Source organism: Streptomyces sp. Je 1-4 4N24 (assembly GCF_026239515.1).
Taxonomy (GTDB): Bacteria; Actinomycetota; Actinomycetes; order Streptomycetales; family Streptomycetaceae; genus Streptomyces; species Streptomyces nigrescens.
The window spans coordinates 1,963,629-1,988,602 of record NZ_CP110836.1; the positions used below are offsets into that span (position 1 = coordinate 1,963,629).

The following is a 24,974-nucleotide window of genomic DNA, read 5'->3' on the forward strand; positions in this document are numbered from 1 at the left end:
GGCCATCAGGTCCACCGGCGGCTGCGGCTCAAGGGGCGGTGCTGCCGTGCGGCCGGCGGCGATGCTGTCGGTGGCTGGCCTTCCCCGAGCCGTACCTGCCCGTTCCCGCGTCGGGCGGCATGCCTGACGGCGTCCTCCGCGACGATCCGCCCGCGCCGCGCCCCCATCACCTGTTCCGAGCCGACCAGGGAGCGTTCCAGGACACCCTGGTCCGGCTGCCGGCCGTCCGCAGCCCGGGGCTGCGCGAGATCCTTGGAACCTCACGCAGCACATGCGCGCCCGCCTCTTCTGGCCGCGACCGGTCACATGTCCGGCCCCGCCGGCGCATACGGGGCGCCGGGCCGAGGACGCGGTCCGAGGGCGTCGTGCAAGGCGGTGAAGTCGTCGCAGAGTCCAGCGGGCGCGGCGGTGGGCGACGCGGGTGTGCAGCCATTCGGCCAGCGCAGCCAACGTCCACGTCCGCCTCCAGGCGGCCTCGCCACCCGAACGTAGCCTCGGGCGGAATCAAACGGACCATCAGCAGGTATGTATGTCATGGTCGGGTCATGAAAAAGATCATGGCGGTCATGTCGCCCCTCGCAGCAGCAACGATCCTCGTCGCTGGAGCCGCGGCGCCCGCGAGCGCGGCACCGTGGTGGAACAAGAAGGAAAGGTGCAGCGCGGTCGACCCCGACGGTCGGGAGATACCGACGCGCATCGGCAACGCTGAACTGGGCTGGAACCACTTCACCGGCCGGCACAATATCCGCAATTGCAACATCCTGAACATCCCCATGGGAGGCCCGGTCGACAAGAAGAGCGGGGCCAACCTGGAGTACTGGGGCGTCGCCACGAACCGCCAGTACGGATCCGTGAAGATCGTCGTCAAGGCCCGGTACGCACGGAAGACGGACGACGGGCGTTACGACGCCGGCAAGGGCAATACGATCGGCGTGATCACCGCATACTGCAAGGGCATGCAGAAGTGCCCGAATTGGGTAAACCAGTGACCAACGAGAACGACGAGATTGTGGAACAGCAGGCCGACATCACAGGCCTGCTGCTCCACCACGTTTACGCACCTCTCATCGAGGACCAACACGTACGGGGCGTCCTCCCCGCACCCCCCGCGACGGACGCCGTGCGCGTGGTCCTGGGCGACAAGGACGAGTACGCCCCCAACCAGCTCACCGCCTACGAGATCCCCCTACGCACGGGCGACGAACTGCGCACACCGCACGACGTCGCCGCCCTCCTGCGCACTGTCCACACGGGCACCCACATCTACCCCCGCGACAAGGTCAGCACCGTCATGGGAATGACCCTGTTCACCGTGGACCCCACGACCGTGACTCCAGCCCCCTTCACCAACGACGACTGGACCCTCACGCTCCTGCGCTGCCTGGCCTCCCCCTCCACCGAAGAACGCCCACAGGCACGCCTGTGCGGCTTTCTGTTCCTGGCCCCAGACCGGCTCCGCCTCTACGTCGACACCGAGGAGGAGGCTCTTCCCGGGATCACAGCCGCCGACGTACGCCCGGGTGGCGCCCTCACAGCGCTGCTGGCGGCCCTGACATCCCTGCTCGACGAACAGCGGCTCACAACGACCGACACCGACGACCCGCACTGTTCACGCGTGGTCGACCTCACCGACTGGTGACCACCAGGCACGAAGTGCCCTGCACCCGTCTTCCGGTCAGGCCGCACGCTGGAGCGATCGAGTCCGCGAAGTCGGATGGGCGGGTGATCCATCAGCAGTCGGGCGGCGATGGATGCCGCCCGACCTCGGGCAACCGCGGCGTCCCGTCGGCGTCCGCGTAGCCGAAGCAAGCCCCGGCAGCGCCGCACCGGTGGCGGCAGCGGCCAGGGCGTGCGCCGTCCGCTCCGCAACTGCCGCAGGGGGCGACGAACTGGCTGCCCATCTGCTGACGGTCCATCACGCGGCAGTCGGCCCCTGGCACGAAGCCCGAGCGTGGCGTGCGATGGCGCGCCTGGTGGGCTTCGTCTCGAGGTGCACCTACCGGTGCCAGTACGCATTTCATCCGACCTCGCCCAGGGCTTCGCCCGCTCCCTGGACAGAAGGCCGCAGAAGTCCCTGACCGACAACCGTCTGCCGGCTGGGCTCTGACACCCACCGGTTGCCTGGCGGGCATCCCCCGCCAGGCAACCGGTTTCCCTGCAGCGGGGTGTGGTGGCCCTGGTTGTTCAGGCCGAGCTCGAACCTGCCTGGGACGGGCTTGCCCGTCAAGATCCTCAGCCAGCGCTGGCGCCACGTCGTGGCGGACCGGGCAGGTCCATCGTTGTCGCGGACGGCTTGGAGCCGGGCACGGGCGACAGTGAAGGGAGGAACGCGCCCCGTCCATCGTTCCTGAGTCGCGCGCAAGCCTGGCTGGCCAGGGGCGGACGCTGACTATGCGCGGGTAGCCGGCTTCTGGTGCATCTCGACTAGGCGCACGAGCTCTCGCGCCGTGGCGTCCTTCCGATCCTGGTACGCCTTCCGGATCGCTTGCAACCTGTCGCAGTCAGCGCTGGGAAGGCGCCCCGAGGCTGGTTCCTCCCATGGCGCCCGAGTGAGGAGGAAAAGCACCGTCATCCACTTGCCTGCTTCGTACGCCGCGGACAGGTCCACATACAAGGGCCATCCCCGCGGGTGCGGGGATGGCCCCTGTCTACCTCGGCTACGCCCGGCACACCCTGGGCTGCTTCCCGCACGCGCGGGGATAGTCCCCACGGCCCCGGCGGATGCTGCCGAGCAGGCCGCTCCCCGCAGGCGCGGATGTTGAACGGAGGCATCATATGGACCAGCCGAATCTCGACTTCAGTTCGTGGAGCATCGAGAGGCTTGAGACTCACATGGCTGGGCTTCAGCGTGGGCAGGAGCTGGAGCGGATCCGCGTAGAGGCGCAGTCTCGCGTCTATCGTTCTGTACTCCCGCGTGTTGACCGCCTCCGCTGGGCCAAGCTGTCCCTGGCGGCGAACAGGCGGTTTCACGGTGACGGTCCGTGGGAACAGGCCCGTATGCGCAGCCAAGAATTCGAACTTCGGACCTGGGTCATCGAACGCCTCGGCGCCGATGCTGACCCGGACTGGAATCCTGAAGCTCTAGCCACCGACACCCTCGCCGCGCTCAGTCTTGAGCCGTGTCAGGCGGAGTCGGTCACGGCAGGGTGGCGAGATCTTCCAAAGGAGAAGATCGGCGACCTGCGTCGTCATAAGAACCTCACCGCTCACATCAACCGGCTGATGCCCCGTCTTCCGCCCGGACCGATCAAGGATCAACTCGCAAGGTGGGCGTCCGTTCGCCAGTACCTGCCCTGAACCTGAGACGGTCAGGAAGCAACGGCTATCGAGCCCCCTTAGACGTCATCTCATTTGGCGAGTCTGCGGTAACAGATGAGGGTGCAGGCGATGCTGGTGAAGGCGAGGAAGTGCTCGGCTTTGCGTTCGTAGCGTCGGTGAAGGCGGCGGCAGCCGGCGAGCCAGGACATGGTGCGTTCGATGGTCCAGCGGTGCCGACCCAGTCGCTGGGAGGTCTCGATGCCCTTGCGGGCGATGCGGTGGGTGATGCCGCGCTTGCGTAACCATCGCCGCAGGTGGGAGTAGTCGTAGCCCTTGTCGCCGTGCAGCTTGCCTGGCCTGCGTCGTCGGGGTCCTCGGCGGGACCGGATCGGCGGTATGCCTTTGACCAGAGGGATCAGGGCCTGGCTGTCGTGCAGGTTCGCCCCCGAGATTCCGACGGACAGGGGCAGACCGGTCCGCTCGGTGATCAAGTGGATCTTCGAACCGTACTTGCCCCGGTCCACAGGATTCGGACCCGTCAGGTCCCCCTTTTCAGGGCCCGCATGTTCACCGAGTCGATCGCACAGCGGGACCAGTCCAACTCGCCACGGGAGCCGAGCTCGTCGAGGACCAGGCGATGGAGCTTGGCCCACACCCTCGCCTTGGTCCACTCGGAAAAGCGCCGATGGGCCGTGGCTCCGGATGGCCCGAACGACGCAGCGGGCAACTGCTGCCACGTACATCCCGACGTGGCCACGAACACGATTGCCGCCAGCACTTCCCGGTCGCCGTGCCGGCGTCGCCCACCATCCTGCGGCCGTGACGGCGCCTCCGGCACCACGCGCTGGAACAACTCCCACAACTCTTCCGGCACCAGCCGCTCAACGATCCCCACCACGACCGACAGTCTAGTGAGCCACCCAAATGAGATGGCGTCTATGTCGAGAACGTCCGGCCGCGCTTCGGATTCCCCGATCACCCGGCTTTGGATCACCGAGCGCGGGGGCCGTCTTCAGCCCGGCTCCATCAACGACCGGTTCGAGGCATACCGCGACGCCCTGAAGCTCTCAAAAGACGTAACTCCCCACTCAATCCGACATTCTTACGTCACACATCTGACCGAGGACGGGGTCGACCGCCGGTTCATCCAGCAGCAGGTCGGCCATGAGTGCGACAGCTCTCTGGCCATCTACACGCACGTCAGCGACGACTTCATGAACACTTCCCTGCACAAGGCACTGGCTCCGGCGTTCGCCGGGGCCTGACAGGAGGGATCCGGCGATGGCCGCCAAGCTCGATTACCACTGGCACCTGCGCAAAGTCATGGCGGACCGCGGGATGTTCTCCACCACCGACCTCATCCCTCCGCTCGCCGAGCGCGGCATCAGCCTGTCGTCGAGCCAGGTCTACCGGCTCGTCGTCGAGCGACCCGAGCGACTGAGCCTGAAGATCCTCATGGCCCTGCTCGACATCCTCGACTGCGCCATGGACGACCTCATCGAGCCCATCGCGGCGGCCGGGGCCGTGAAGAAGCCGAAGAAGGCGGCCGTCGGCGGCGGCACGGCATCCGGTTCGGAGGGACTTGGCGGACTGCGGCCAAAGCGGGCCCGGATCAGGGGTGTTGACCGGTCGTGAGCACTGCTGACCATCTCAGCCGCGCCGTTTCGGACCCGATCGGCCTGATCACAGACCTGGTCGCCGACGTCGAGACGGGACTCGGCTCTGAGACCATCCGGGCCGTGGTCGCCGCGGTCGCGGGCGGCCGCGCGAAGTCACGGCGCTTGGCGGAAGCCCTGGCGATGCGGCCCGCCGTCCTGACCGACGGCCGGTCCCCGGCACCCCGGGCCGTCGGCGATCTGCTCATCGAGCTCCGCAAGGCCGGCGCCTCGGCGATCGCACCACCGGTCTGCGCCGAGTGCGGCAAGACGCTACGAACCCTCCAGCGGCAGGGCCTGGACTGGTACTGCTCGGTCTGCGGACAGGAGACCACCGAGTGCACCGTCTGCGGCAACGTCCGACGCGTCGGCTTCCGGGACCGCAAGGGCCTGCCGCGCTGCAAGATGTGTCCGGACAACGACGGCCGCGATCCAGTCACGGTCGTCCACGAGATGATCAACGCGATCGCCCCGGACGCTGACCGCGACGTGATCGCCGAAGCCCTCCGCCGCACGGCACCCCAGCGTCCCACCTATCGACAGAGACTGGTCTGGGCTCTGGAGGAGAACCCTCGTCTGCTGACCGGGGAGGGCTATCTGGCGCCGCATCGCGCCATCCTGCGGTTCATCGACTTGCTGCACGAGGCCGGTGTCGCCGGGATCGTCCGGCCGGCCTGCCCTCGCTGCCACCGGGTGGTCCGCATCGACAAGCCGCTGGATGGGCAGCGGGTCTGCCGCAACTGCATCGCCAAGTCCCGCATCGAGGAATGCGTACGCTGTGGTGCCCGGCGCGAACCGGCCATCCGCGACGCGCAGGGACGGCCGCTGTGTCCGAACTGCCTGGTCACCGACCCCGCGAACGTCGAGGTCTGCATCGGCTGCGGCAGACGTCGACGAGTACAGAACCGCACCGCCGAAGGCCCCCTCTGCCCCACCTGTTGCCCCCTGCCGGTCCTGGTCTGCTCAATCTGCGGACGCACCGCACCTTGCACCCACTCCCGTCTGACCGGCCTGCCCCGCTGCGGCGGCTGCGACAGACGCCCGGCTCACTGCACCGTCTGCGGGCGACTCCGCGGCATCCACTCCGGCACTGCCGACGCCCCCGTCTGCGGCCCCTGCACCGCACCGGACGCCGAGCTCTGGCGCCCCTGTCCCACCTGCGGACAAGCTGAACGGCTGCGAGCCTCCGGTCCGTGCCCGCGCTGCACCCTCAAGCAGCGGCTCCACGACCTCCTCGCCGATGGCACCGGCGCCATACCCCCGAAGCTGCAGCCCCTCCACGACGCCCTGGCCAGCACCGAACGGGCCGGCACCGCGATGCGCTGGCTCTCCAAGGGCATCGTCTCCACCGTCCTGTCCGATCTCGGCTCCGGCCGCCGACCCCTCACCCACGAGGCCCTGGACGAGCTCCCGGAAGGCAAGGTCGTCGAACACATCCGCAGCGTCCTGGTGGCCACCGGTGCCCTGCCGAAACGGGACGAGCAGATGGTCCGCCTCGAACGACACGTGAAGGACCTCGTCACCTCCCATGCGACGGCTGAGGGACGGAAAATCCTGCACCGATACGCGACTTGGCACCTCCTGCGACGGCTTCGCCGACGCAGCCGCGGCAAGGACATCACGCACAGCCAGCTCACGGTCGCCCGGCAACATCTGCGGGCGGCCGTCTATCTCCTGAACTGGCTGGAGGACCAGAACCTGACCCTCGCAACCTGCCGGCAGACCGACATCGAACGCTGGATGACCAGCGACGACGCCCGTCTTCGCCAGGAGGCAGGCCACTTCGTGCGATGGGCCCTGGCCCAGAAGATCGCCCGCGATCTCACCTTCCCGGCCGAGCGATGGAACGGCCCCTCCCAGCCGATGGACGAGGAAGCCCGCTGGGCCACCGCCCGCCGCCTGTTGCACGACGACACCCTCAAGTCCGAAGACCGCCTCGCCGGCCTGCTGTTGCTTCTCTATGCCCAGTGGCCCGCAGCGATCTCCCGACTCACCGTCGACCACATCGAGGAGACGGACGGAGCGGTCCGCATCCGCCTCGGCGCCGTCCCAGTGGACCTGCCCGCACCCGTCGCTGAACTGGCCCTCCAGCAGGTCGAGGCTCGCCGCAGCCATGCCGTCCTCGACCGCACAGACTCGCCCTGGCTCTTCCCCGGAGGCCAGCCCGGCCGCCCGATCAGTGCCTGGGCCATGGGCGAACGGCTCCGCAAACTCGGCATCCGGCTCGCGGAGGCCCGCTCGACCGCGCTGTTCCAACTCGCCACCGAACTGCCCGCCGCGGTCCTCGCCCGCACTCTCGGCATCGACATCACCGTCGCCGTCAAATGGCAGCGAGCCGCCGCCGGAGACTGGGCCGCCTATGCCGCCGACGTCAGCCAACGCCCACGCGGGGCTCCCGTCCGATCATGACTTTCCGCGCAGGCACTTGCCAAGGCGGTCCGGCGAGACGCCGCCCCCGGGCGCCCTGGCCTGACCCGAGCGAGGCACGGCCTACCTTGACAGTCCCATATCGTTTATCGATAGCATCGAATAGCGATATGTAACTGACCGAGCAAGGGGGATCCTCATGTCCGAAACATCGCCCTGGTGGGTGCGGGCCAACAACCATGTGTTGGAGATGGCCCTGGGGTTGGGGTTGCTACTGGTGGGCCTGTTCAAGGTCGTGTTCCCGATCCTCGGGGTCGTCGGCCCGCTCCCACCCGTCATCGACACCCGCGCGGTCAGCGTCGCCGCATCCGCGTCCGACGCGACGGCCTCGGGGCCGGTGACACTGCATGGGACCGGCCAGGCCAACCTCGTCTTCCATGACCCGGGCCTTGGCGATCGGCTGCTACTGATCCTGCCCGGCCTGACCGACGCGGTCCTGCTGGTCGTGATCTTCTACGTCCTCCTCCTCATAGCCCGCACCTTCCACGCGGGGGACTTCTTCGTCCCGCAGAACACGCGCCGCCTACTCGTCATCGCCGGGGTCCTTCTCCTGGTCGGTACGCTCCCCCCGGCCCTGGATGTCCTGACGACGAAACTCCTGGTCGAGGGCTCGCCGGTGGAACAGGCTGTCCTCACTCCCTATGCCATGAGCACCGCAGCAGTGTTCGGGGCCCTGCTGACCGCAGCCGCGGCTGCGGCTTTCCGCCGGGGGGCGCGACTGCGCGAAGACACGGAGGGACTGGTCTGATGCCTCCGGAGGACCCGCACGAAATCCACTGCCACCTGGACCGACTGCTGGCCGACCACGGCATGACCCTCGCCGAACTCGCGGGACGCGTCGGAGTGACGGTTGCGAACCTGTCCATTCTCAAGAACGACCGCGCCAAGGCGATCCGCTTCAGCACCCTCAGCGCGATCTGCCGCGAACTCCACTGCCAACCCGGAGACGTCCTCACATTCGGCACCAAGTGAGGCGATTCGACAGCCGGCCCGGGCGATTGGGTCCGCAGCGGCTGAGGCATTCGGACGGTTCCAATACCCGACTCCACCATTAACCGTCAGCACAGAACGGCGCCGCGAAGCCGTGGACCGTGTCACCGCCTGGCAGTTCGACCGCCATGGCAACCGCGTGTGGCGCGCCGCGAAGAGCCTGCTCGACTCCGAGCACGTCCGTCGCTCGATCGGCGAGGTCGCCACCCCCTACGGCGTCTGCCGCGAACCCTCCAACGTCGCCGCCGGCGGCCACGCCTGCCCCCTGCGGTTCCGCTGCCTGGGCTGCGAGCACTTCTCCACCGACGTCTCCTACCTGCCCGACCTCCAGGCCCACCTCGCCGATCTGCTCCGCAGCCGCGAACGCCTGATGTCCGCGTTCGAGGCCGACGACTGGGCGAGAGCCCAGGCCATGCCGGCCGAAGAGGAGATCCAGCGTGTCCGCCGCCTCATCGAACGGGTCAAGACCGATCTCGACGACCTCACCCCCGAAGACCGCGCCCAGACCGAGCAGGCGGTCGGCGTCGTACGCCGCAGCCGCACCGTCTTGCTTGGCATGCCCCGCGTCGGACAGCCCCTGCCCGACGTCCGACCGACGAGGAACCCGCTGTGACCACGCCCATGAACAACGGCCGCTACCAGGAGACCGAACGGCGCCGCCAACGCGTCCGCGCCGCCCTCACCAGCGCCGCCCGCGACGGCACCGCCCTGACCGCCTCCGCCATCACCCGCACCGCGCGCGTTGGCCGCACCTTCCTCTACCGCCACCGCGACCTCCTGGAGGAACTCCACACCGCCGCCCGCGAACCAACCGGCCCCACCCCAGCGCACGGGCCGACCATCACCCAGGCGTCCCTCCAAGCCGACCTGGCCAATGCGGGCGCCCGCGCAGCATGCCTTGCCGCCCGCGTCCAGCAGCTGGAGAAACGCCTCTCACACTCCCTCGGAGAGCAGGCTTGGCGCGAGTCGGGGCTCGGCGCCCCGGCGGACATCGACGAACACCGCCGGACGATCACCCAGTTGGAACAGCAAAACGTCGAGCTGGCATCACGCCTGGAAGAACGGGAGGCCGAACTGGAGGCCGCGCGCGCCGCCAACCGCGAGCTGCCCCGGGCACTGAACCAACGCGGATGACGCTGAGGCAGTGAACCTGCGATCCAGGTCCGCTCACATCCGTCGACCCGGCACTGGCCGGGGACGACGCGCGAGGCGGTGCGCGGGAGCTTGATGAACTCCTGGAGCGGCAGTCCCGACTCGCGGTGCTGGTCCTGGCAGGTCCGGCACAGACCGCGGGCTTTCGACGGCAGGGCGCATCCCGGCACAGGGCAGGCCCGCATGCCCAGCGTGGGGTGGTCGACCGGAACGGTCAGGACGCGTCGATCGCCGTCCCAGCCGACCTCTTTGAAGAACTCCGGCTCGATCAGCCACCACAGGAAAGCGGTCTTCTCCTCCATGGAGGCGCCCGGGGCCGCGGCGCCGCTGGCAGCGGCATCGCCGCGGTCATCGGGTGCCCTCCCGCCAGCTCGCGGGGCGAGGGCACCCGATCCACCGCATCCCGCAGCCGATCCTGGTCTGGGTGCAGATACGGCTCGGCGCTGGACAGCCGCGATCGAGCAGGGCCGCCACCTCGTCCAGGGTGCCGCCGGCGTCCGCGACGTTGCTCGCCTTAGGGGGACTTGTGTCCGCAGAGGCCGGGCCCCCACCCAATACTCGATCAGCTCCAGGTCATGTTGATCTGACGCTCGAAATTGATGTATCCAGCGCGCTGGAAGGCGTTCGCCATTGGGGTGTTGCCGAGATCTGTGGACGCGCGGATGCGGGGGACGTGCTGCTCGGCGAGTATTCGGGCGCCCTCGGCGAGGATGTCGTCGATGTAGCTGTTGCCGCGGTGTGAAGGCAGGACCGCGATGTAGGCGATGATCGGGTTGTAGTCGTTGCGGGCCGGGATGACGAACCCCACTGGTTCTCCGTGGGGCAGTGTTGCGATGCGCCACCAGTCCCGTGGACTCGTGTAACGCGCCAGCTCGTCCTCGTAGTGCCGGACGGCCGCTTCGTGCACTGACATCCGGGTCAGGTCGTCACGACCATGTGCGTCCAACGTCCCGTCCAGAACCGAGGCCATCAAAGCCACGAGTTCGTCGCCATCGTGGACCGGCCGGAAGACGAGGCGCCTGCTGGGCTCGGGGACCGGCGGTTCCGGACGCCATTCCAGACGTAGTCGTTCGACGAAGAACCGGGCACCGGTCCGTTCGAGTACCGTCATGCGGTCTTCGACGGTTTGCCTCGTTACCGCGTTCTCACGCCAGTCCGGCGGGACGAAACGGCTGTACTCAGGGTGACGCGACCCGTTCGGGAGAGTATCGGCCATCGCGGTGTGCAGAAGTTGCACCCCGATGTCCACGTGATCGGAGCCCGAGGCGCTGTCTTCGATGTCGACGACGTCCAGGGTGAGTGGTTTGTCACCGGCTGATCGGCTCCACCAAGCTGCCCTGGCCAGTAGTCGGTCACCGCGCAGGGCGGCCCACATCCACTCCGGACGTCGGCGGCCGGCGGCAAGGTCGTCCGCCAATTCGTCATTGAGGACGTAAGGCAGTTGGGAGAAGAGGTCGAGTTCTTCGCATCCGGTGATCGGACGCATGGTCAGGTCGTTCGTTTTCACGGTCAAGGCACGCTCCGGTGAAGGCGCCCGCTCGCTCCGGGGTCAGACGCGGTCCGCACCCCGGGAGGACACAAGCGCGGTGATCATGGGGATCATGGGCTTATCCCTCCTCTCGCTGTCGTGGCCCCTCATCCCTCGTGGTGGGGGTCCAGCAGCAACGTCTATCCAACCGCAGCCCTCGTCCGCAAACCCTTTTCGATCAACCTGCTTCCGACAGTGCCGAACAGCGGGTCCCGGGCTGACAGCTGCAGGTTCCGATCACTGCGGTTCGTGATCTGGGAAGGCGGCTCACGGGGCTGGTCCCGGTGGCGGTTTCACCGAGCCGGGTGATCTCTTCATGCAAGGCGGCGAGCCGGGCCAGGGCCTGGGTCGGCAGTCGAGGGCGATGGTGCTCGATTAGGTAGCTCGTGGGAGGCGCGCTGACGATGTTCGTGCCCCGGGCGTCATCCGGGGCTACGCAGGTTCACCCCTCGTCGGGCACCGCGGCGACGGTGCGACACCTGTTGCACTCGATATGCTCTGCGGAACCGGCGCTGAGCTGCGCAACCTGCCTCGCGCCACACTCGCCGCCCCAGAGAATCCGCTGTGCGCTGCGTGCCTTTCCTACGTTCGTCAGAACCAGAGGCCGCCGGGCGCCTCCTGAACCGTGGGCTTTGGCCTCAGCGCCCGCTGCCTTGCGGCGAGCCAGTCAGTTGACTCCTCGCTCACCCCCGGACCAGTACGGCTGCCGGAGCTTGAACTTCTGAATCTTTCCCGTGGCCGTCCGCGGAATGCTGTCACGGAACTCCACGGAAGTCGGGGCCTTGTAGCCGGCCATGTGCTGCTTGCAGTGGGCAATGATGTCGGACTCCGGCACTGACGCGCCCTCGGCGAGAACGACCAGGGCTTTGATCGTCTCGCCCCACTTCTCGTGCGGCACGCCGATCACGGCGACCTCGGCGACCGCCGGGTGACTGAAGATCGTGTCCTCCACCTCGATCGACGACACATTCTCACCGCCGGTGATGATCACGTCCTTCTTCCGGTCCGAGATCGTCAGATATCCGTCGGCGTCGTCGATGGTTCCGCCATCGCCTGTGTGGAACCAGCCGTCCTCAAGAGCTGCCGACGTCTCCTCCGGCTTGTTCCAGTACCCGTCGAGCACCGTATTCGAGCGGGCCAGGACCTCGCCGGAGTCCGAGATCTTCATCTTGACGCCGAGCGCGGGCAGCCCCGCCCGGGACAGCTTGCGCGCCCGCTCCTCCGCGGAAAGCTCTGCGTCGGCGGGCCCAGTCCGGTTGAAGGTCAGGAGTGGCGAGGTCTCGGTAAGGCCGTAGATCTGCATGAACTCCCAGCCCAGCTCCTCCCCTATCCGCTGGATCACCTTGCTTGGGGGCGGGGCACCGGCGCAGATGACGCGTACCCGGTCGCGGCCCGGGATCTCGCCTTCCCACGTCGCCGCTGCATCCAGCACCATGTTCCACACAATCGGCGCACCGCACATGAGCGTGACGCCGTGCTCGTCGACCCGCCGCAGGACCTCAGCGCCGTCGACTTTGCGCAGCACCACCTGCTTGACGCCCAGTCCGGCCATCACATACGGCATGCCCCAGCCGTTGCAGTGGAACATCGGCAGCGTGTGCATATACACATCGCGCTCCCACACCCGGGTGTGCAGGCCGAGGGTCAGACCGTTGACCCAGATATTGCGGTGGGTCAGCTGCACACCCTTGGGACGGGCGGTCGTACCCGAGGTGTAGTTGATCGTCGCAGTGGCGTCCTCGTCCGGGTTCGACCACGGACTCGGCTCGACACCGAACCGCATCAGCTCGGTCTCGGTCTGCTCGCCGAGAACGAACCGGTGACGCACCTTGACTCCGGACAGTGCGGTATCCAGCTCCGGGTCGACGACCAGGACCGAGGCCCCGCTCTGCTGTACCACGTATGCGGCCTCTTCCGGCTTGAGGCGGAAGTTCACCGGCACGCAGATCCGGCCGCTCATCGGCACCGCGAACAGCAGCTCCAGCATCCGCGCGGAGTTATGGCTGGCCACCGCCACCCGCTCCCCCGCGCCGACCCCGAGCGCATCCAGCCCCGCCTGCCACGCACGGACTCGCTCGCCGAACCGCCCGTACGTCGACACGGGCACCGGCGGGGCGGGCTGATGCGGCTCGTCGACCACCCCCGGGCTGTCGCGGAAGCCGAGTTCGGCCCGGTCGAGGAAATCCGCGATCGTCATCGGTGTCCGCATGCTCTCTCCTGTGCTCGGATCTATAGGAACTCACGCGTCTGAAGTGGGAGTGTGGCGGCTGCCGGGGGCGGAGCGGCGGACTCCGCGACGGCAACCGTCAAGCAGCCAGCCGCAATTGGAAAGGAATGCCCCTTGATCCGGACGCCTTGAAGACATCGTCGGCGCGCCCGACATAGGTGATCCAGCCGTCGCGGTCGCGGATGCCGATGTCGCCGGTGCGGTAGTAGCCGTCGGCCATCGCCTCCGCGGTGCGTACCGGGTCCCCGTGGTAGCCGGTCATCAGGCCGACCGGCCGGGCGGAGAGGTCGAGGGCGATCTCCCCCTCGTCGGCCGGGGCGCCGCTGACCGGGTCGAGAAGGACGACGTCGAAGCCGGGGGTGGGGCGGCCCATGGAGCCCGGCTTGACGGTCTGGCCGGGGGTGTTGGCCACCTGGACGGCGGTCTCGGTCTGTCCGAAGCCGTCCCGGATGGTGACGCCCCAGGACTGCCGCACCTGCTCGATGATCTCCGGGTTGAGCGGTTCACCGGCCGCGACGATCTCCCGCGGCGGATGGCGGAGCGCGGTCAGATCGGCCTGGATGAGCATCCGCCAGACGGTCGGCGGGGCGCAGAAGCTGGTGACGTGGGCCCGGTCCATCTCCGCCATCAGCCGGGCTGCGTCGAAGCGGGTGTAGTTGTGGATGAAGACGGTGGCCTCGGCGTTCCAGGGCGCGAAGAGATTGGACCAGGCGTGCTTGGCCCATCCGGGCGAGGAGATGTTCAGATGCACGTCGCCGGGCCGCAGACCGATCCAGTACATCGTCGCGAGATGGCCGATGGGGTACGAGGCATGGGTGTGCTCGACGAGCTTGGGGCGGGCGGTGGTGCCCGAGGTGAAGTAGAGCATCAGGGCGTCGTCCGCCCGGGTCGGGCCGCTCGGCTCGAAGGTCTCGGGACTGTCGTAGGCGTCCTCGTACGCCAGCCAGCCGTCCGGCGCACCACCGACCGCGATCCGGGTGTAGTCGCCCACCACGCCGTCGAACTTGGCGGTGTCCGCGGCGCGCACGATGACATGCCGGGCCCGGCCACGGTCGATCCGGTCGGCGAGATCGGCGGGGCCGAGCAGCGGGGTCGCGGGGATGACGACGGCGCGCAACTTCATCGCGGCCAGTGCGGTCTCCCACAGCTCCGCCTGGTTGCCGAGCATCATGACGATGCGGTCGCCGGCCCGTACCCCGTTGGCGGACAGCCAGTTGGCGGCCTGGTCGGAGCGGCGGCGCATCGCCTCGAAGCTCAGCTTCGTCTCGCTGCCGTCCTCCTCGACGAGGTGCAGCGCGGTGCGGTCGTTGCCGTGAGCGAGGGTGTCGAACCAGTCCAGAGCCCAGTTGAAGTGCTCCGGGCGGGGCCAGCGGAAGGCCGTACGAGCCGCGTCATAGTCCTCCCGGTGCCGCAGCAGCAGGTCCCGCGCCGCCCGGAACTCCTCGGTGGCGTCCGGTGCGCGCCCCGTCGCCCCGGCTTCCGTCTCCGTCATATGTCCTCCTCATTGCCGCACCGCCGCACCGCTACCTGCCATCGTTTGACGTGCTCCCCGGCTCTAAAGTCCAGGGATTCCGGCCTGGGTCGTCTGACCCTTCCGGGGGCTTCCTGCTTCAACGCGCTGTGCCGGGACTTTCGTCCTGGTCCTACCGGCGCTCTGCGAGGCGTTTAGCGTCTCCGCCCGTCCGGCGGCGACGATACGGCGTCCTTCGAAGAGGACGTTGCGTGCTGCGTTGTGGTCGCGGTCATGCACGGTGCCGCACCCGCTGCACGTCCATTCCCGGACGTGCAGGGGCTTGGGGCCGTCCCGGAATCCGCAGGCGGAGCAGATCTGAGAGGACGGGAAAGCGCGGTCCACCTTGGCGAAGGTGCGGCCGTGCTTGACCGCCTTGTACTCCAGCATGCCGACGAACGCGGACCATCCCGCGTCGTGCACGGACTTGGCGAGCCGGGTGCGGCCGAGGCCGGACACCGCGAGGTCTTCCACGAACACCGCTTGGTTGTCGCGAATGATCTGTGTGGATGCCTTGTGGTGCCAGTCTCGGCGCCGGTCCGCCACCTTGGCGTGCTGGCGTGCGACCTTGATGCGGGCCTTGGCCCGGTTCTTCGATCCCTTGGCCTTGCGGGACAGCTCCCGCTGAAGGCGCCCCAGTTTCTTCTCCGCCCGGCGCAGGAAGCGGGGGCTGTCGATCTTCTGGCCGTCGGACAGGACAGCGAAGGCTGACAGGCCGAGGTCGATACCGGCCTCTGCCTCCAGCTCGGGGAGGATGTCCGGCTCGGTGTCCACGACGAAGCTGAGGAAGTACCGGCCGCAGCTGTCCTTGGTGACGGTCAGGGACGTGGGCGCGGACGGCAGCCGGCGGGACCACTTGACCTTGAGATTGCCGAGCTTGGCCACATACACCATGCCGTTCTCCTGGAGGGAGAAGGCATTGGTGTTGAGGCGGATCGACTGCCGGGTGTCGTTCTTCGACTTGTACCGAGGCGGCCCGATCTTCCGGCCCTGCCGCTTGCCCCTGAGGCTGTCGAAGAAGTTCTGGTAGGCGGTGTCGAGGTCCCTAAGGGACTGTTGCAGGACGACCGCTGACACACCGGCGAGCCAGGCGCGTTCCTCGGTGCGCTTGGCCTGGGTGATGCGAAGCCGGGACAACTCCGCCGACGTCACATACGGCAGCCCCGCCGCGTGCGCTTTCTTGCGGTCGCGCAGGCAGTCGTTCCACACCACCCGGGCGCACCCGAACGCCTGGGCCAGCGCACGGCGCTGGGTGGCATCCGGGTAGGCCCGGTAGTTGTAGCGGAGCCGCATGACCAAGACCCTACGGCGATTGGTCTCATGGATAAGGAGAACGACTACAGGCGAGGCAGACGCGTCGCTATGAAGCACTTTCATACAGGAGCGTGGCCGGCGGAACAGTGAATCCCGCCAGCCGCTCATCACCTGCGGTGGCACTGCCCCGGCTGACTCACAGGCCCAGCTGTCGGGTGGGTACTTCCTGGATCCAGACCGTCACGCTCTCGGCGGGGATCCGGTACGCGTCCACGAACGCATCGGTGGGGTCAGGCCCGCTCCCCCTGAGCCCGGCGGCGCTCCCCGCCAGGTCAATTCCCTTGCCGCCCTGCCGCCGCCCGGACATCATCCCCCCATGATCGATGCCACCGCACTCGCCGAGAAGCCGGTGCTCACCGGCGCCCGGATCCGTCTCGTACCGCTGTCGATACGGCATGCGGCCGCGTTTCACGCCGCGTGCCAGGACCCGGAGACGCGCCGGCTGACCGGTACCCACCACGACTTCACACTGGCGGAGTTGCAGGCATGGTGCGCCGGCAGCGCCGACCGTACGGACCGTCTCGACCTCGCCATCGAGGACCGGGAAAGCGGTGACTTCCTGGGCGAACTCGCGCTGAGCCAGATCGATCCGCCGAACGCCCACGGGAGCTTCCGGATCGCCCTCGTCCCGGACGCCACCGGCCGCGGTATCGGCAGCGAGGCGACCCGGCTGCTGCTCGACCACGCCTTCGACCGGGTGGGCCTGCACCGCGTCCAGCTGGAGGTCTACGACTACAACCCGCGCGCCCGGCGAGCGTACGAGAAGTGCGGCTTCGCGGTGGAGGGCCGGATGCGCGAGGCCCTCTTCTGGGACGGCGCGTGGCATGACGTGCTGGTGATGGCGGTGCTGCGGCCGGGGCGGGCCGGGGACGCGGGCTGAGGACCGGGACGACGGACGCCCCGGCCGGCCCGCGCCCGCCGCTCAGTCATTCCCCCCGGTGAAGGGCAGCCACTCGGTCTCCAGCGCGGCGTCCAGGCGGCGGACCGCGCCCGGGGTGTGCTCGGTGACCAGCCCCGCGTGAACGAAGCGGCGCAGCGGCGTACCGCCGAGGTAGCAGGACGCCAACTCCCGTACGTCCAGGGAAAGATCAGGTGCGTCGTCGGTGGGCAGCCAGGTGGCACCGTCGGCGCCGGCGGTCAGCCGGAAGCGGCCCGCGTTGACCGGTAGCGCGGTGTCGCGCAGTTCGAGGACGAGGTCGACGGGAGCCGCCCAGGAACGGGCGGTCAGCGCGGCCCGGACGTCCACGAGCCGGATCCACAGGGAGGGTTCCTGGCCGGTGACGCGTACCTGGTCGCGGTCGGCGGCGAGGTGCAGGAGCGGGTCGTCGGCGGGGCGGGCCTGGATCCGTACCGTCGAGGTGAGGTCGATCGAGGCGAGGTAGGACCACAGGGCGGCGGCGGCCGGTGCGGTCCCGCGGCAATCCCCCGTGGAACCGCCGGTTCGTCATGGCGTGCCGGACTCCGCGTCGCGCTCGTCGTAGGCGGCACGGGCTGCCGCGATTTCCGCCTGGTGTTCCTCGGTCCACGTCACCAGGGCCTGAATGGTGTCGTGCAAGGTGACGCCCAACGGCGTCAACTCGTAATCCACCCGCGGCGGCACGACGGGGTGCACGGTGCGGCGTACGAGCCCGTCACGCTCCAGCTGGCGAAGGGTGACGGTCAGCATGCGCTGGCTGATGCCGTCGATCTCGCGACGGAGTTCGGTGAAGCGCAGCACCCGCCGGTCGAGCAGGGCGATGGCGAGCAGCGACCACTTGTCCGCGACCCGGTCGAGGATCTGGCGGACCTCGCAGCCCTCGCGGACGTCCCACTGGCGCGCATCGTTGTCGTGGTCGGCGGGGGCGGCCGCCTTGGTTCCCCCGGGGTGCGTCAGTGACTTCGAAGTGCCTTCTTCCATAGCTCTTTACGGTGCCGCACGATGCGGTCAGTAACAAGAGGTAACCGAGTGCGTGTCCAGCACCGAGCCCCCCCATTGACCGAGGAGCACTGTGATGTCCCGATCCGCGGCACCGTCCTGGGCGTTGCTTCTCGTCCTGTGCGGGGCGATCTTCCTGGAGGGGCTCGACATCGGCATGCTGAATGTCGCCCTCCCGCCGATCCGTGCCGAACTCGGTCTCAGCACGGGCGCGTTGCAGTGGGTGATGAGCGGCTACGTGCTGGGCTACGGCGGGTTCATGCTGCTGGGTGGGAGGGCCGCCGACCTGTTCGGCCGGCGTCGGATGTTCCTGGTGCCGCTGACCGTGTTCCTGGTCTTTTCCGGGTTGGGCGGGCTGGCGACCGAGGGCTGGATGCTGATCGCCGCCCGCTTCGTGACCGGCGTGTGTGCCGCGTTCATGGCGCCGGCCGGGCTGTCGATCATCACCACGAGCTTCCCGGCCGGGCCGCGCCGCGATCGTGCACTGCTGATCTACTCGGGCACCGGGGGCGGTGGCTTCTCGATCGGGCTGGTGGCCGGCGGGCTGCTGACCGCCGCCGACTGGCGCTGGGTGTTCTTCGCCCCGATCGCGCCCGCCCTGCTGGTGCTGCTCGCCGCGCTCCCGCTCGTACCGAAGGACTCCGTCCCGCGGCGGCCCCGTCCGAGGGTGGATGTGGCCGGCGCGATCACCGTCACCGCGGCGGTGCTGCTTCTGGTCATGGCTGTGGAACAGGCAGCTCACGCGCCGGCGTTACGGACCATGGGCACCCTCGCCACGGCCCTCGCCCTGCTCGCCGCCTTCGTCGCGGTCGAACGGCGGACTCCCACACCCCTGCTCCGTCTGGGCATCCTCCGCTCCCGGCCGCTGGTGCGCGCCGGCGTCATGGGGCTGCTGTTCACCGCCGGCTTCTTCGGCTTCCAGTTCCTCGCGGTGCTCTACCTCCAGGAGTTCCGCGGCTGGTCGGCCGCAGAGACCAGCTTTGCGCTGCTGCCGATGGGCGCCGATGCGGTACTGGCGCCGACGCTCACCCCACGCCTCGTACGGCGCTTCGGGCATGCCCGGGTGATCGTCGCCGGCCTGCTGCTCGCCGCGCTCGGCTATGCGTTGTTCCTGCCGGTCGGCGCGGACTGGACCTATGCCGCGATGTTCCCGAGTCTGCTGCTGGTCGGCATCGCCTTCGCGCTGGTCCACGGGCCGCTGGCGATCGTCGCCACGGACCGCATCGCGTCCTGTGAACAGGGCCTGGCAGGTGGCCTGTTGTACACCTCGGTCCAGTTCGGCGCGGCCTTCGGGCTGTCGGCGGTCACTGCCGTGACCACCGCCGCGGGCGGCGGCAACGTGCCCTTCACACCGCTGGGGGGCTACCGTGCGGGCCTGGTCGTCCCCACCGCAGCGGTCGTCATCGCCCTGCTCATCGGGGTGCTGGGGATGCGTGAACGGCGGCCCGGACGTGCGGTACGGAGCGGTCGGCGGACACGCCCCAGCGGTTCCACCGAGCCGGCGGGCACCGGCTCGGTCAGCCGGCCGAAGGAGGAGTAAGAAGGCGATGGCCTCGGCCGGGTCACGAACCGGACGGCCGCGAAGATGCTCTCCGCTGCCCCACCGGCCCCGGCGGTCTCCGCCAAGGCCCTCACGCCACCGACCCGATCCGCCCCACCGGCCGCCCCGTGTCGTGGTGGATGGGGGTGTGTGCGCCGGTCAGCGGGATGCCGGTGCCGCCGCGGCGGTTGGCGACGATTTCGGCGGCGATGGACAGGGCGGTCTCCTCCGGGGTGCGGGCGCCGAGGTCGAGTCCGATGGGCGAGCGCAGCCGGTTCAGTTCGAGCTCGGTCAGACCGATGTCGCGTAGCCGTTGCAGACGGTCCAGGTGGGTGCGGCGCGAGCCCATCGCGCCGACGTAGGCGATCGGGAGCTTGAGCGCGCGCTCCAGCAGGGGTACATCGAACTTGGCGTCGTGGGTCAGGACGCACAGCACCGTGCGGGAGTCGAGTTGCTGGGAGTCCAGGTAGCGGTGCGGCCAGTCGACGACGATCTCGTCGGCGTCGGGGAAGCGGGTCCTGGTGGCGAAGACGGGGCGGGCGTCGCAGACCGTGACGTGGTAGTTGAGGAACTTGCCGACCCTGACCAGCGCGGCGGCGAAGTCGATGGCGCCGAAGACGATCATGCGGGGCGCGGGGACGGAGGATTCGACGAGGAGGACGACGGGCTGGCCGCAGCGCGACCCGCTGCGCTGCGTGTCGTCGTCGCTCTCCGCTTCCTCCCCGGGCGCGAAGCCCGTGCCGATCTCCAGGCTGGTGGTGCGCCCGGCGTCCAGCAGGGCGCGGGTCTCCTCGACCGCGGTGCGGTCGAGGGCGGGGTGGCCGCCGAGGCTGCCGGTGTGGCTGCCGTCGGCGCGCACCAGCAGGGCACGGCCGAGGAGTCCGGCGGGGCCCTGGATGACCCGGGCAATCGCCGCCGCCTCTCCCGAGGCCGCGGCGGCCAGCCCGGCGGCGAGCGTGGCGGCGGTGCTGTCCGCCCGCTCCCCCGCGAAGCCGCCGTCGTCAGCGCTCGCGGGGGCGCTCGTCCGGACCGGCTGGACGAGGATGTCGATGATGCCACCGCAGGTCAGGCCCACGGCGAAGGCATCCTCGTCGCTGTAGCCGAAGCGCTCCAGGACCGGTTCACCGGTCTGCAGCGCCTGTTGGCACAGTTCGTACACCGCCCCCTCCACACATCCGCCGGAGACCGACCCGATCGCCGTGCCGTCACTGTCGACGGCCAGCGCGGCCCCGGGCTGGCGGGGCGCGCTGCCGTTGGTGGCCACCACGGTGGCCACCGCGAACTCACGGCCCTGCTCGACCCACCGGTGCAGCTCTTCGGCGATGTCCAGCATGTCGGTCTCCTCACGGACGGGGGGAAGCAGACGGGCGGTTACTTGACGCCCAGCCACTGCTCGATCGGATGGAGCGAGAAATAGACGACGAAGATGGCGGTCAGCACCCACATGAAGCCGCTGACCTCGCGCCACTTGCCCTGCGCCGCCTTGATGGCGGCGTAGGAGATGACACCGGCGCCGACGCCCGCGGTGATGCTGTAGGTGAACGGCATCAGGGCCACGGTCAGGAAGACCGGGATGGACACCGAGCGGTCGCGCCAGTCCACATGTCCGGCGGCGCTCATCATCATCGAGCCGATGACGACGAGAGCGGCCGAGGCCACCTGGGCCGGGACGAGCTGGGTGAGCGGGGTGAAGAACAGGCAGGCCGCGAAGAACAGGCCGGTGATGACGGACGACAGGCCGGTACGCGCACCCTCGCCGACACCGCTCGCCGACTCGATGAACACGGTCTGACCGGACGAGCCGGTGACGCCGCCGATGGCACCGCCCGCGCCGTCCACGAACAGCGCCTTGGACAGGCCCGGCATCCGGCCCTTGTCGTCGGCCAGCTTGGCCTCGGTGCCGACGCCGATGATGGTGGCCATGGCGTCGAAGAAGCCGGCCAGCACCAGGGTGAAGACGATCATGCCGACGCTCAGCGCACCGATGGAGCCCCAGCCGCCGAACTCCACATGTCCGAAGAGACCGAAGTCGGGCATCGCGACCGCGCCGCCGTTCAGCTCCGGGGGCGTACCGCCCCAGTCCTTGGCCGTCAGCCCGCCGATCCTGGTCACGGCGATGGACAGGACGCTGCCGACGACGATGCCGATGAGGATGGCGCCGGGCACCTTGCGGGCCTGCAGCATGAAGATCAAGAGCAGCGTGACACAGAAGAACAGGACCGGCCAGCCGGACAGCTGCCCGGAAAGGCCGAGGGTGACCGGGCCGCCCTCACCCTTGCCCACGAAACCGGCCTTCACCAGCCCCAGCAGCGCGACGAACATCCCGATGCCCATGGTGATCGCGTGCTTGAGCGCGAGCGGGATGGCGTTCATGATCATCTCGCGCAGTCCGGTGACCACCAGCAGACAGATGACCACCCCGTACACCACACACATGCCCATGGCCTGCGGCCAGGTCATGTTCGGGACGACCTGGGCGGTCAGCGCGGCGGAGACGTTCAGGCCGGCTGCCAGCGCCAGCGGCACCTTGCCGATGAAGCCCATCAGCAGGGTGGAGACCGCCGCGGCGAGAGCCGTCGCGGTGACCACGCCCGCATGCGCGAGAGTGTGCTTCTCCACATCCGGTGTCGAGAGGATCAGCGGGTTGAGCAGGAGGATGTAGCACATCGCCATGAAGGTGGTGATGCCGCCGCGCACCTCTTGCGCGACCGTCGATCCTCTGTCGGATATGTGGAAGTACCGGTCGAGCCAGGAGCGGCCGGCGGGCTGGCGCGAGCCGTCGCCCGCGTCTTCCGCCGTCGTCCTCGGCTCGGTGGACTGCTGGGTCATGGTGCCTTACTCCCAAGGTTCACAGGGGCACTCGCACCAGGTGCGAGATTTGGGATGAAACTTCGGCTGCACGACCCGGGGGACGGCCCGAGACGAACGTAGGGGTACTGGCTCCGCCGGGGCGGAGCAGCGACTGCGTACTGCGGGGGATGGTCTCCGGGCGGTACGCGGAGGAGGACGGACAGGGACACCCCTGACACGCACCGCCCGGAGGCCGGTGTCCGGGGTCGCCCCCGGACGGCTCTCTATGTGCCGGTGAGGTGCTCGGGGCGCACCGGCGTCTTGTTGAGCTCCAGCCCGGTCGCGTTCCGGATCGCCGCGAGGACGGCCGGAGTGGACGACAGGGTGGGGGCCTCGCCGATACCGCGCAGCCCGTACGGGGCGTGCTCGTCGGCGAGTTCGAGCACATCGACCGGGATGGTCGGGGTGTCGAGAATCGTGGGGATGAGGTAGTCCGTGAAGGAGGGGTTGCGCACCTTCGCGGTCTTGGGGTCGACGAGGATCTCCTCCATCACCGCCACGCCCAGGCCCTGGGTGGTACCACCCTGGATCTGGCCGACGACGGACAGCGGGTTGAGCGCCTTGCCGACGTCCTGGGCGCAGGCCAGCTCGATGACCTTGACCAGGCCGAGTTCGGTGTCCACCTCGACGACCGCGCGGTGGGCGGCGAAGGAGTACTGGACATGGCCGTGCCCCTGGCCGGTGACCAGATCGAAGGCCTCGGTCGGCCGGTGCCGCCACTCGGCCTCGATCTCGACGGCCTCGCCCTCCAGGACGTCCACCAGGCCGGCGAGGACCTCGCCGCCGTCGGTGACGACCTTGCCGCCCTCCAGGAGGAGTTCGGCGGTGGCCCACGCCGGGTGGTACGTGCCCATCTTGCGGCGGCCGAGCTCCAGGACCTTCTCGCGGACGAGCTCGCAGGAGTGCTTGACCGCACCGCCGGTGACGTACGTCTGACGGGACGCCGACGTCGAACCGGCGCTGCCCACCTGGGTGTCGGCCGGGTGGATCGTCACCTGGGCGACACCGAGCTCGGTGCGGGCGATCTGCGCATGGACGGTGACGCCGCCCTGGCCGACCTCCGCCATCGCGGTGTGCACGGTGGCGACCGGCTCGCCGTTGATGACCTCCATGCGCACCTTGGCGGTGGAGTAGTCGTCGAAGCCCTCGGAGAAGCCGACGTTCTTGATGCCGACCGCGTAGCCGACACCACGGACGACACCTTCGCCGTGGGTGGTGTTGGACAGACCGCCGGGCAGCTGACGGACGTCGGCGCCCTCGCTGGACTCCCACTGGCGCTCCGGCGGCAGCGGGCGGGACTTGACGCGCCGCAGGATCTCGGCCACCGGGGCCGGCGAGTCGACCGGCTGCCCGGTCGGCATGATCGTGCCCTGCTCCATGGCGTTCATCTGGCGCAACTCGACCGGGTCCAGGCCCAACTTGGCCGCCAGCTTGTCCATCTGTGCCTCGTACGCGAAGCACGCCTGGACCGCGCCGAAGCCTCGCATGGCGCCGCAGGGCGGGTTGTTCGTGTAGAGCGCGACGGCCTCGATGTCGACGTCGTCGATCACGTACGGACCCACCGCCAGCGAGGCGGCGTTGCCGACCACGGCCGGGGACGCGGAGGCATAGGCACCGCCGTCCAGCACGATCCGGCACTTCATGTGCGTGATCTTGCCGTCCTTGGTGGCGCCGTGCTCGTACCAGAGCTTCGCCGGGTGCCGGTGGACGTGGCCGAAGAAGGACTCGAACCGGTTGTAGACGATCTTGACCGGCTTGTTGGTGCGCAGCGCCAGCAGACAGGCGTGGATCTGCATCGACAGGTCCTCGCGCCCGCCGAACGCGCCGCCGACGCCGGAGAGCGTCATCCGGACCTTCTCCTCGGGCAGGCCGAGGACCGGGGCGATCTGACGGAGGTCGGAGTGCAGCCACTGGGTGGCGATGTAGAGGTCCACCCCGCCGTCCTCGGCGGGCACCGCGAGGCCGGACTCCGGGCCGAGGAACGCCTGGTCCTGCATGCCGAAGACGTACTCGCCGGAGACGATGACATCGGCCCTCTTGGCGGCCGCGCCGGCATCGCCGCGGACGATCGGCTGACGGTGGACGATGTTGGGGTGCGCGACGTGCCCGGCGTGGTGGTCGTCGCGGCCCTCGTGGAGCAGCGGCGCGCCGTCGGCGGTCGCGGAGGCCTCGTCGGTGACGACGGGCAGTTCCCTGTACTCGATCTTGATCTTGGCGGCCGCGCGCCGCGCCGTCTCCGGGTGGTCGGCGGCGACCAGGGCCACCGGCTCGCCGTGGTGGCGGACCTTGCCGTGCGCGAGGACTGGGGTGTCCTGGATCTCCAGGCCGTAGTTCTTGATCGACGTGGGCAGGTCGTCGTAGGTCAGCACGGCGTAGACGCCGGACTGTGCGAGCGCCTCGGAGGTGTCGATGGAGACGATCTCGGCGTGCGCGACGGTGGAGCGGAGCGTGAAGCCCCACAGCATGTCCTCGTGCCACATGTCCGAGGAGTACGCGAACTCGCCGGTGACCTTCAGCGTGCCGTCGGGGCGCAGGGTGGACTCGCCGATGCCGCCCTTGGTCTGCGAACCCTGGGTGATCTTGGTGGGGGTGCCGGTGGTTCCCATGG

The 24,974-nt window shown here is 69.0% G+C and carries 21 protein-coding genes and 3 pseudogenes; 13 read left to right on the forward strand and 11 right to left on the reverse strand.

What is annotated here, in order from left to right:
• Window positions 1-71: 71 nt before the first annotated feature.
• From SLV14N_RS08365 to SLV14N_RS08380, 4 genes and pseudogenes are all read left to right on the forward strand, one after another.
• A pseudogene (locus SLV14N_RS08365) lies at window positions 72-289 on the forward strand (hypothetical protein); the annotation flags it as partial.
• 256 nt (window positions 290-545) lie between these two features.
• The gene (locus SLV14N_RS08370) at window positions 546-989 is read left to right on the forward strand and encodes a hypothetical protein (RefSeq protein ID WP_263268843.1); all 444 of its coding nucleotides are present in this window, start codon (window positions 546-548) and stop codon (window positions 987-989) included.
• Window positions 986-1,639, forward strand: coding sequence for a hypothetical protein (locus tag SLV14N_RS08375; protein ID WP_263268844.1), 654 nt, complete (start codon window positions 986-988; stop codon window positions 1,637-1,639). Before SLV14N_RS08370 ends, SLV14N_RS08375 begins: the two co-directional genes overlap by 4 nt.
• 1,136 nt (window positions 1,640-2,775) lie before the next feature.
• On the forward strand, window positions 2,776-3,297 hold the full coding sequence (locus SLV14N_RS08380) for a hypothetical protein (RefSeq protein ID WP_263268846.1): 522 nt from the start codon (window positions 2,776-2,778) through the stop codon (window positions 3,295-3,297).
• Between the two features lie 50 nt (window positions 3,298-3,347).
• Here SLV14N_RS08380 and SLV14N_RS08385 read toward each other — a convergent pair.
• A protein-coding gene (locus SLV14N_RS08385) for an IS5 family transposase (protein ID WP_263273068.1) occupies window positions 3,348-4,147 on the reverse strand; the annotation gives its coding sequence in 2 pieces (ribosomal slippage) (window positions 3,348-3,808 and window positions 3,808-4,147; 801 coding nt in all).
• A 49-nt stretch (window positions 4,148-4,196) separates the two neighbouring features.
• On the opposite strand from SLV14N_RS08385, the gene SLV14N_RS08390 reads away from it, so the two are divergent.
• The 7 genes from SLV14N_RS08390 (at window position 4,197) to SLV14N_RS08420 (ending at window position 9,464) form a co-directional block, all read left to right on the forward strand.
• Window positions 4,197-4,523 carry a tyrosine-type recombinase/integrase gene (locus tag SLV14N_RS08390; protein WP_263268848.1) on the forward strand — a complete coding sequence of 109 codons (327 nt, stop codon included), beginning with the start codon at window positions 4,197-4,199 and terminating at the stop codon, window positions 4,521-4,523.
• A gap of 16 nt (window positions 4,524-4,539) precedes the next feature.
• Window positions 4,540-4,893, forward strand: a complete 354-nt coding sequence (locus SLV14N_RS08395) for a helix-turn-helix transcriptional regulator (protein WP_263268850.1) — start codon at window positions 4,540-4,542, stop codon at window positions 4,891-4,893.
• A complete protein-coding gene (locus tag SLV14N_RS08400; protein ID WP_263268852.1) occupies window positions 4,890-7,322 on the forward strand; it encodes a site-specific integrase in 2,433 nt (810 codons plus the stop codon). Before SLV14N_RS08395 ends, SLV14N_RS08400 begins: the two co-directional genes overlap by 4 nt.
• Window positions 7,323-7,479: 157 nt before the next feature.
• Window positions 7,480-8,088 (forward strand): DUF2975 domain-containing protein, encoded by a 609-nt coding sequence (locus SLV14N_RS08405; protein WP_263268853.1) that lies wholly within the window; start codon window positions 7,480-7,482, stop codon window positions 8,086-8,088.
• Window positions 8,088-8,312, forward strand: a complete 225-nt coding sequence (locus tag SLV14N_RS08410; RefSeq protein ID WP_263268854.1) for a helix-turn-helix transcriptional regulator — start codon at window positions 8,088-8,090, stop codon at window positions 8,310-8,312. Before SLV14N_RS08405 ends, SLV14N_RS08410 begins: the two co-directional genes overlap by 1 nt.
• Window positions 8,313-8,424: 112 nt before the next feature.
• Window positions 8,425-8,943 (forward strand): hypothetical protein, encoded by a 519-nt coding sequence (locus tag SLV14N_RS08415; protein ID WP_263268856.1) that lies wholly within the window; start codon window positions 8,425-8,427, stop codon window positions 8,941-8,943.
• Window positions 8,940-9,464: a hypothetical protein gene (locus SLV14N_RS08420; protein WP_263268858.1), complete on the forward strand. Its 525-nt coding sequence runs from the start codon at window positions 8,940-8,942 to the stop codon at window positions 9,462-9,464. The genes SLV14N_RS08415 and SLV14N_RS08420 overlap by 4 nt, the downstream gene beginning before the upstream one ends.
• Window positions 9,465-10,044: 580 nt before the next feature.
• Here the strand turns inward: SLV14N_RS08420 and SLV14N_RS08425 are convergent.
• The 5 genes and pseudogenes from SLV14N_RS08425 to SLV14N_RS08445 form a co-directional block, all read right to left on the reverse strand.
• Entirely contained in the window at window positions 10,045-10,968 is a 924-nt protein-coding gene (locus SLV14N_RS08425) for a GNAT family N-acetyltransferase (RefSeq protein WP_263273070.1), read from the reverse strand.
• Between the two features lie 709 nt (window positions 10,969-11,677).
• Window positions 11,678-13,219 carry an AMP-binding protein gene (locus SLV14N_RS08430; protein ID WP_263268860.1) on the reverse strand — a complete coding sequence of 514 codons (1,542 nt, stop codon included), beginning with the start codon at window positions 13,217-13,219 and terminating at the stop codon, window positions 11,678-11,680.
• 112 nt (window positions 13,220-13,331) lie between these two features.
• Window positions 13,332-14,729, reverse strand: a pseudogene (locus SLV14N_RS08435) (AMP-binding protein); the annotation flags it as partial.
• Between the two features lie 63 nt (window positions 14,730-14,792).
• Entirely contained in the window at window positions 14,793-16,040 is a 1,248-nt protein-coding gene (locus SLV14N_RS08440) for a transposase (protein WP_263268861.1), read from the reverse strand.
• A 157-nt stretch (window positions 16,041-16,197) separates the two neighbouring features.
• The gene (locus SLV14N_RS08445; protein ID WP_263268863.1) at window positions 16,198-16,371 is read right to left on the reverse strand and encodes a tautomerase family protein; all 174 of its coding nucleotides are present in this window, start codon (window positions 16,369-16,371) and stop codon (window positions 16,198-16,200) included.
• A gap of 6 nt (window positions 16,372-16,377) precedes the next feature.
• Between SLV14N_RS08445 and SLV14N_RS08450 the strand changes: the two genes are divergently transcribed.
• Window positions 16,378-16,941: a GNAT family N-acetyltransferase gene (locus tag SLV14N_RS08450; RefSeq protein ID WP_263268865.1), complete on the forward strand. Its 564-nt coding sequence runs from the start codon at window positions 16,378-16,380 to the stop codon at window positions 16,939-16,941.
• Between the two features lie 42 nt (window positions 16,942-16,983).
• Here SLV14N_RS08450 and SLV14N_RS08455 read toward each other — a convergent pair.
• Window positions 16,984-17,469: pseudogene (locus SLV14N_RS08455) on the reverse strand (sterol carrier protein domain-containing protein); the annotation flags it as partial.
• Window positions 17,470-17,505: 36 nt separating this feature from the next.
• Window positions 17,506-17,958 (reverse strand): helix-turn-helix domain-containing protein, encoded by a 453-nt coding sequence (locus SLV14N_RS08460; protein ID WP_263268867.1) that lies wholly within the window; start codon window positions 17,956-17,958, stop codon window positions 17,506-17,508.
• A 94-nt stretch (window positions 17,959-18,052) separates the two neighbouring features.
• Here SLV14N_RS08460 and SLV14N_RS08465 point away from each other — a divergent pair, with 94 nt between their 5' ends.
• Complete coding sequence (locus SLV14N_RS08465) at window positions 18,053-19,516, forward strand: MFS transporter (RefSeq protein ID WP_263268869.1); 1,464 nt, start codon at window positions 18,053-18,055, stop codon at window positions 19,514-19,516.
• A gap of 91 nt (window positions 19,517-19,607) precedes the next feature.
• On the opposite strand, the gene SLV14N_RS08470 is transcribed toward SLV14N_RS08465, so the two are convergent.
• The 3 genes from SLV14N_RS08470 to SLV14N_RS08480 form a co-directional block, all read right to left on the reverse strand.
• The gene (locus tag SLV14N_RS08470) at window positions 19,608-20,849 is read right to left on the reverse strand and encodes an XdhC family protein (RefSeq protein ID WP_263268870.1); all 1,242 of its coding nucleotides are present in this window, start codon (window positions 20,847-20,849) and stop codon (window positions 19,608-19,610) included.
• Window positions 20,850-20,887: 38 nt separating this feature from the next.
• Entirely contained in the window at window positions 20,888-22,345 is a 1,458-nt protein-coding gene (locus tag SLV14N_RS08475) for an NCS2 family permease (RefSeq protein WP_208680403.1), read from the reverse strand.
• A gap of 245 nt (window positions 22,346-22,590) precedes the next feature.
• On the reverse strand, window positions 22,591-24,972 hold the full coding sequence (locus SLV14N_RS08480; protein WP_263268872.1) for a xanthine dehydrogenase family protein molybdopterin-binding subunit: 2,382 nt from the start codon (window positions 24,970-24,972) through the stop codon (window positions 22,591-22,593).
• Window positions 24,973-24,974: the final 2 nt, after the last annotated feature.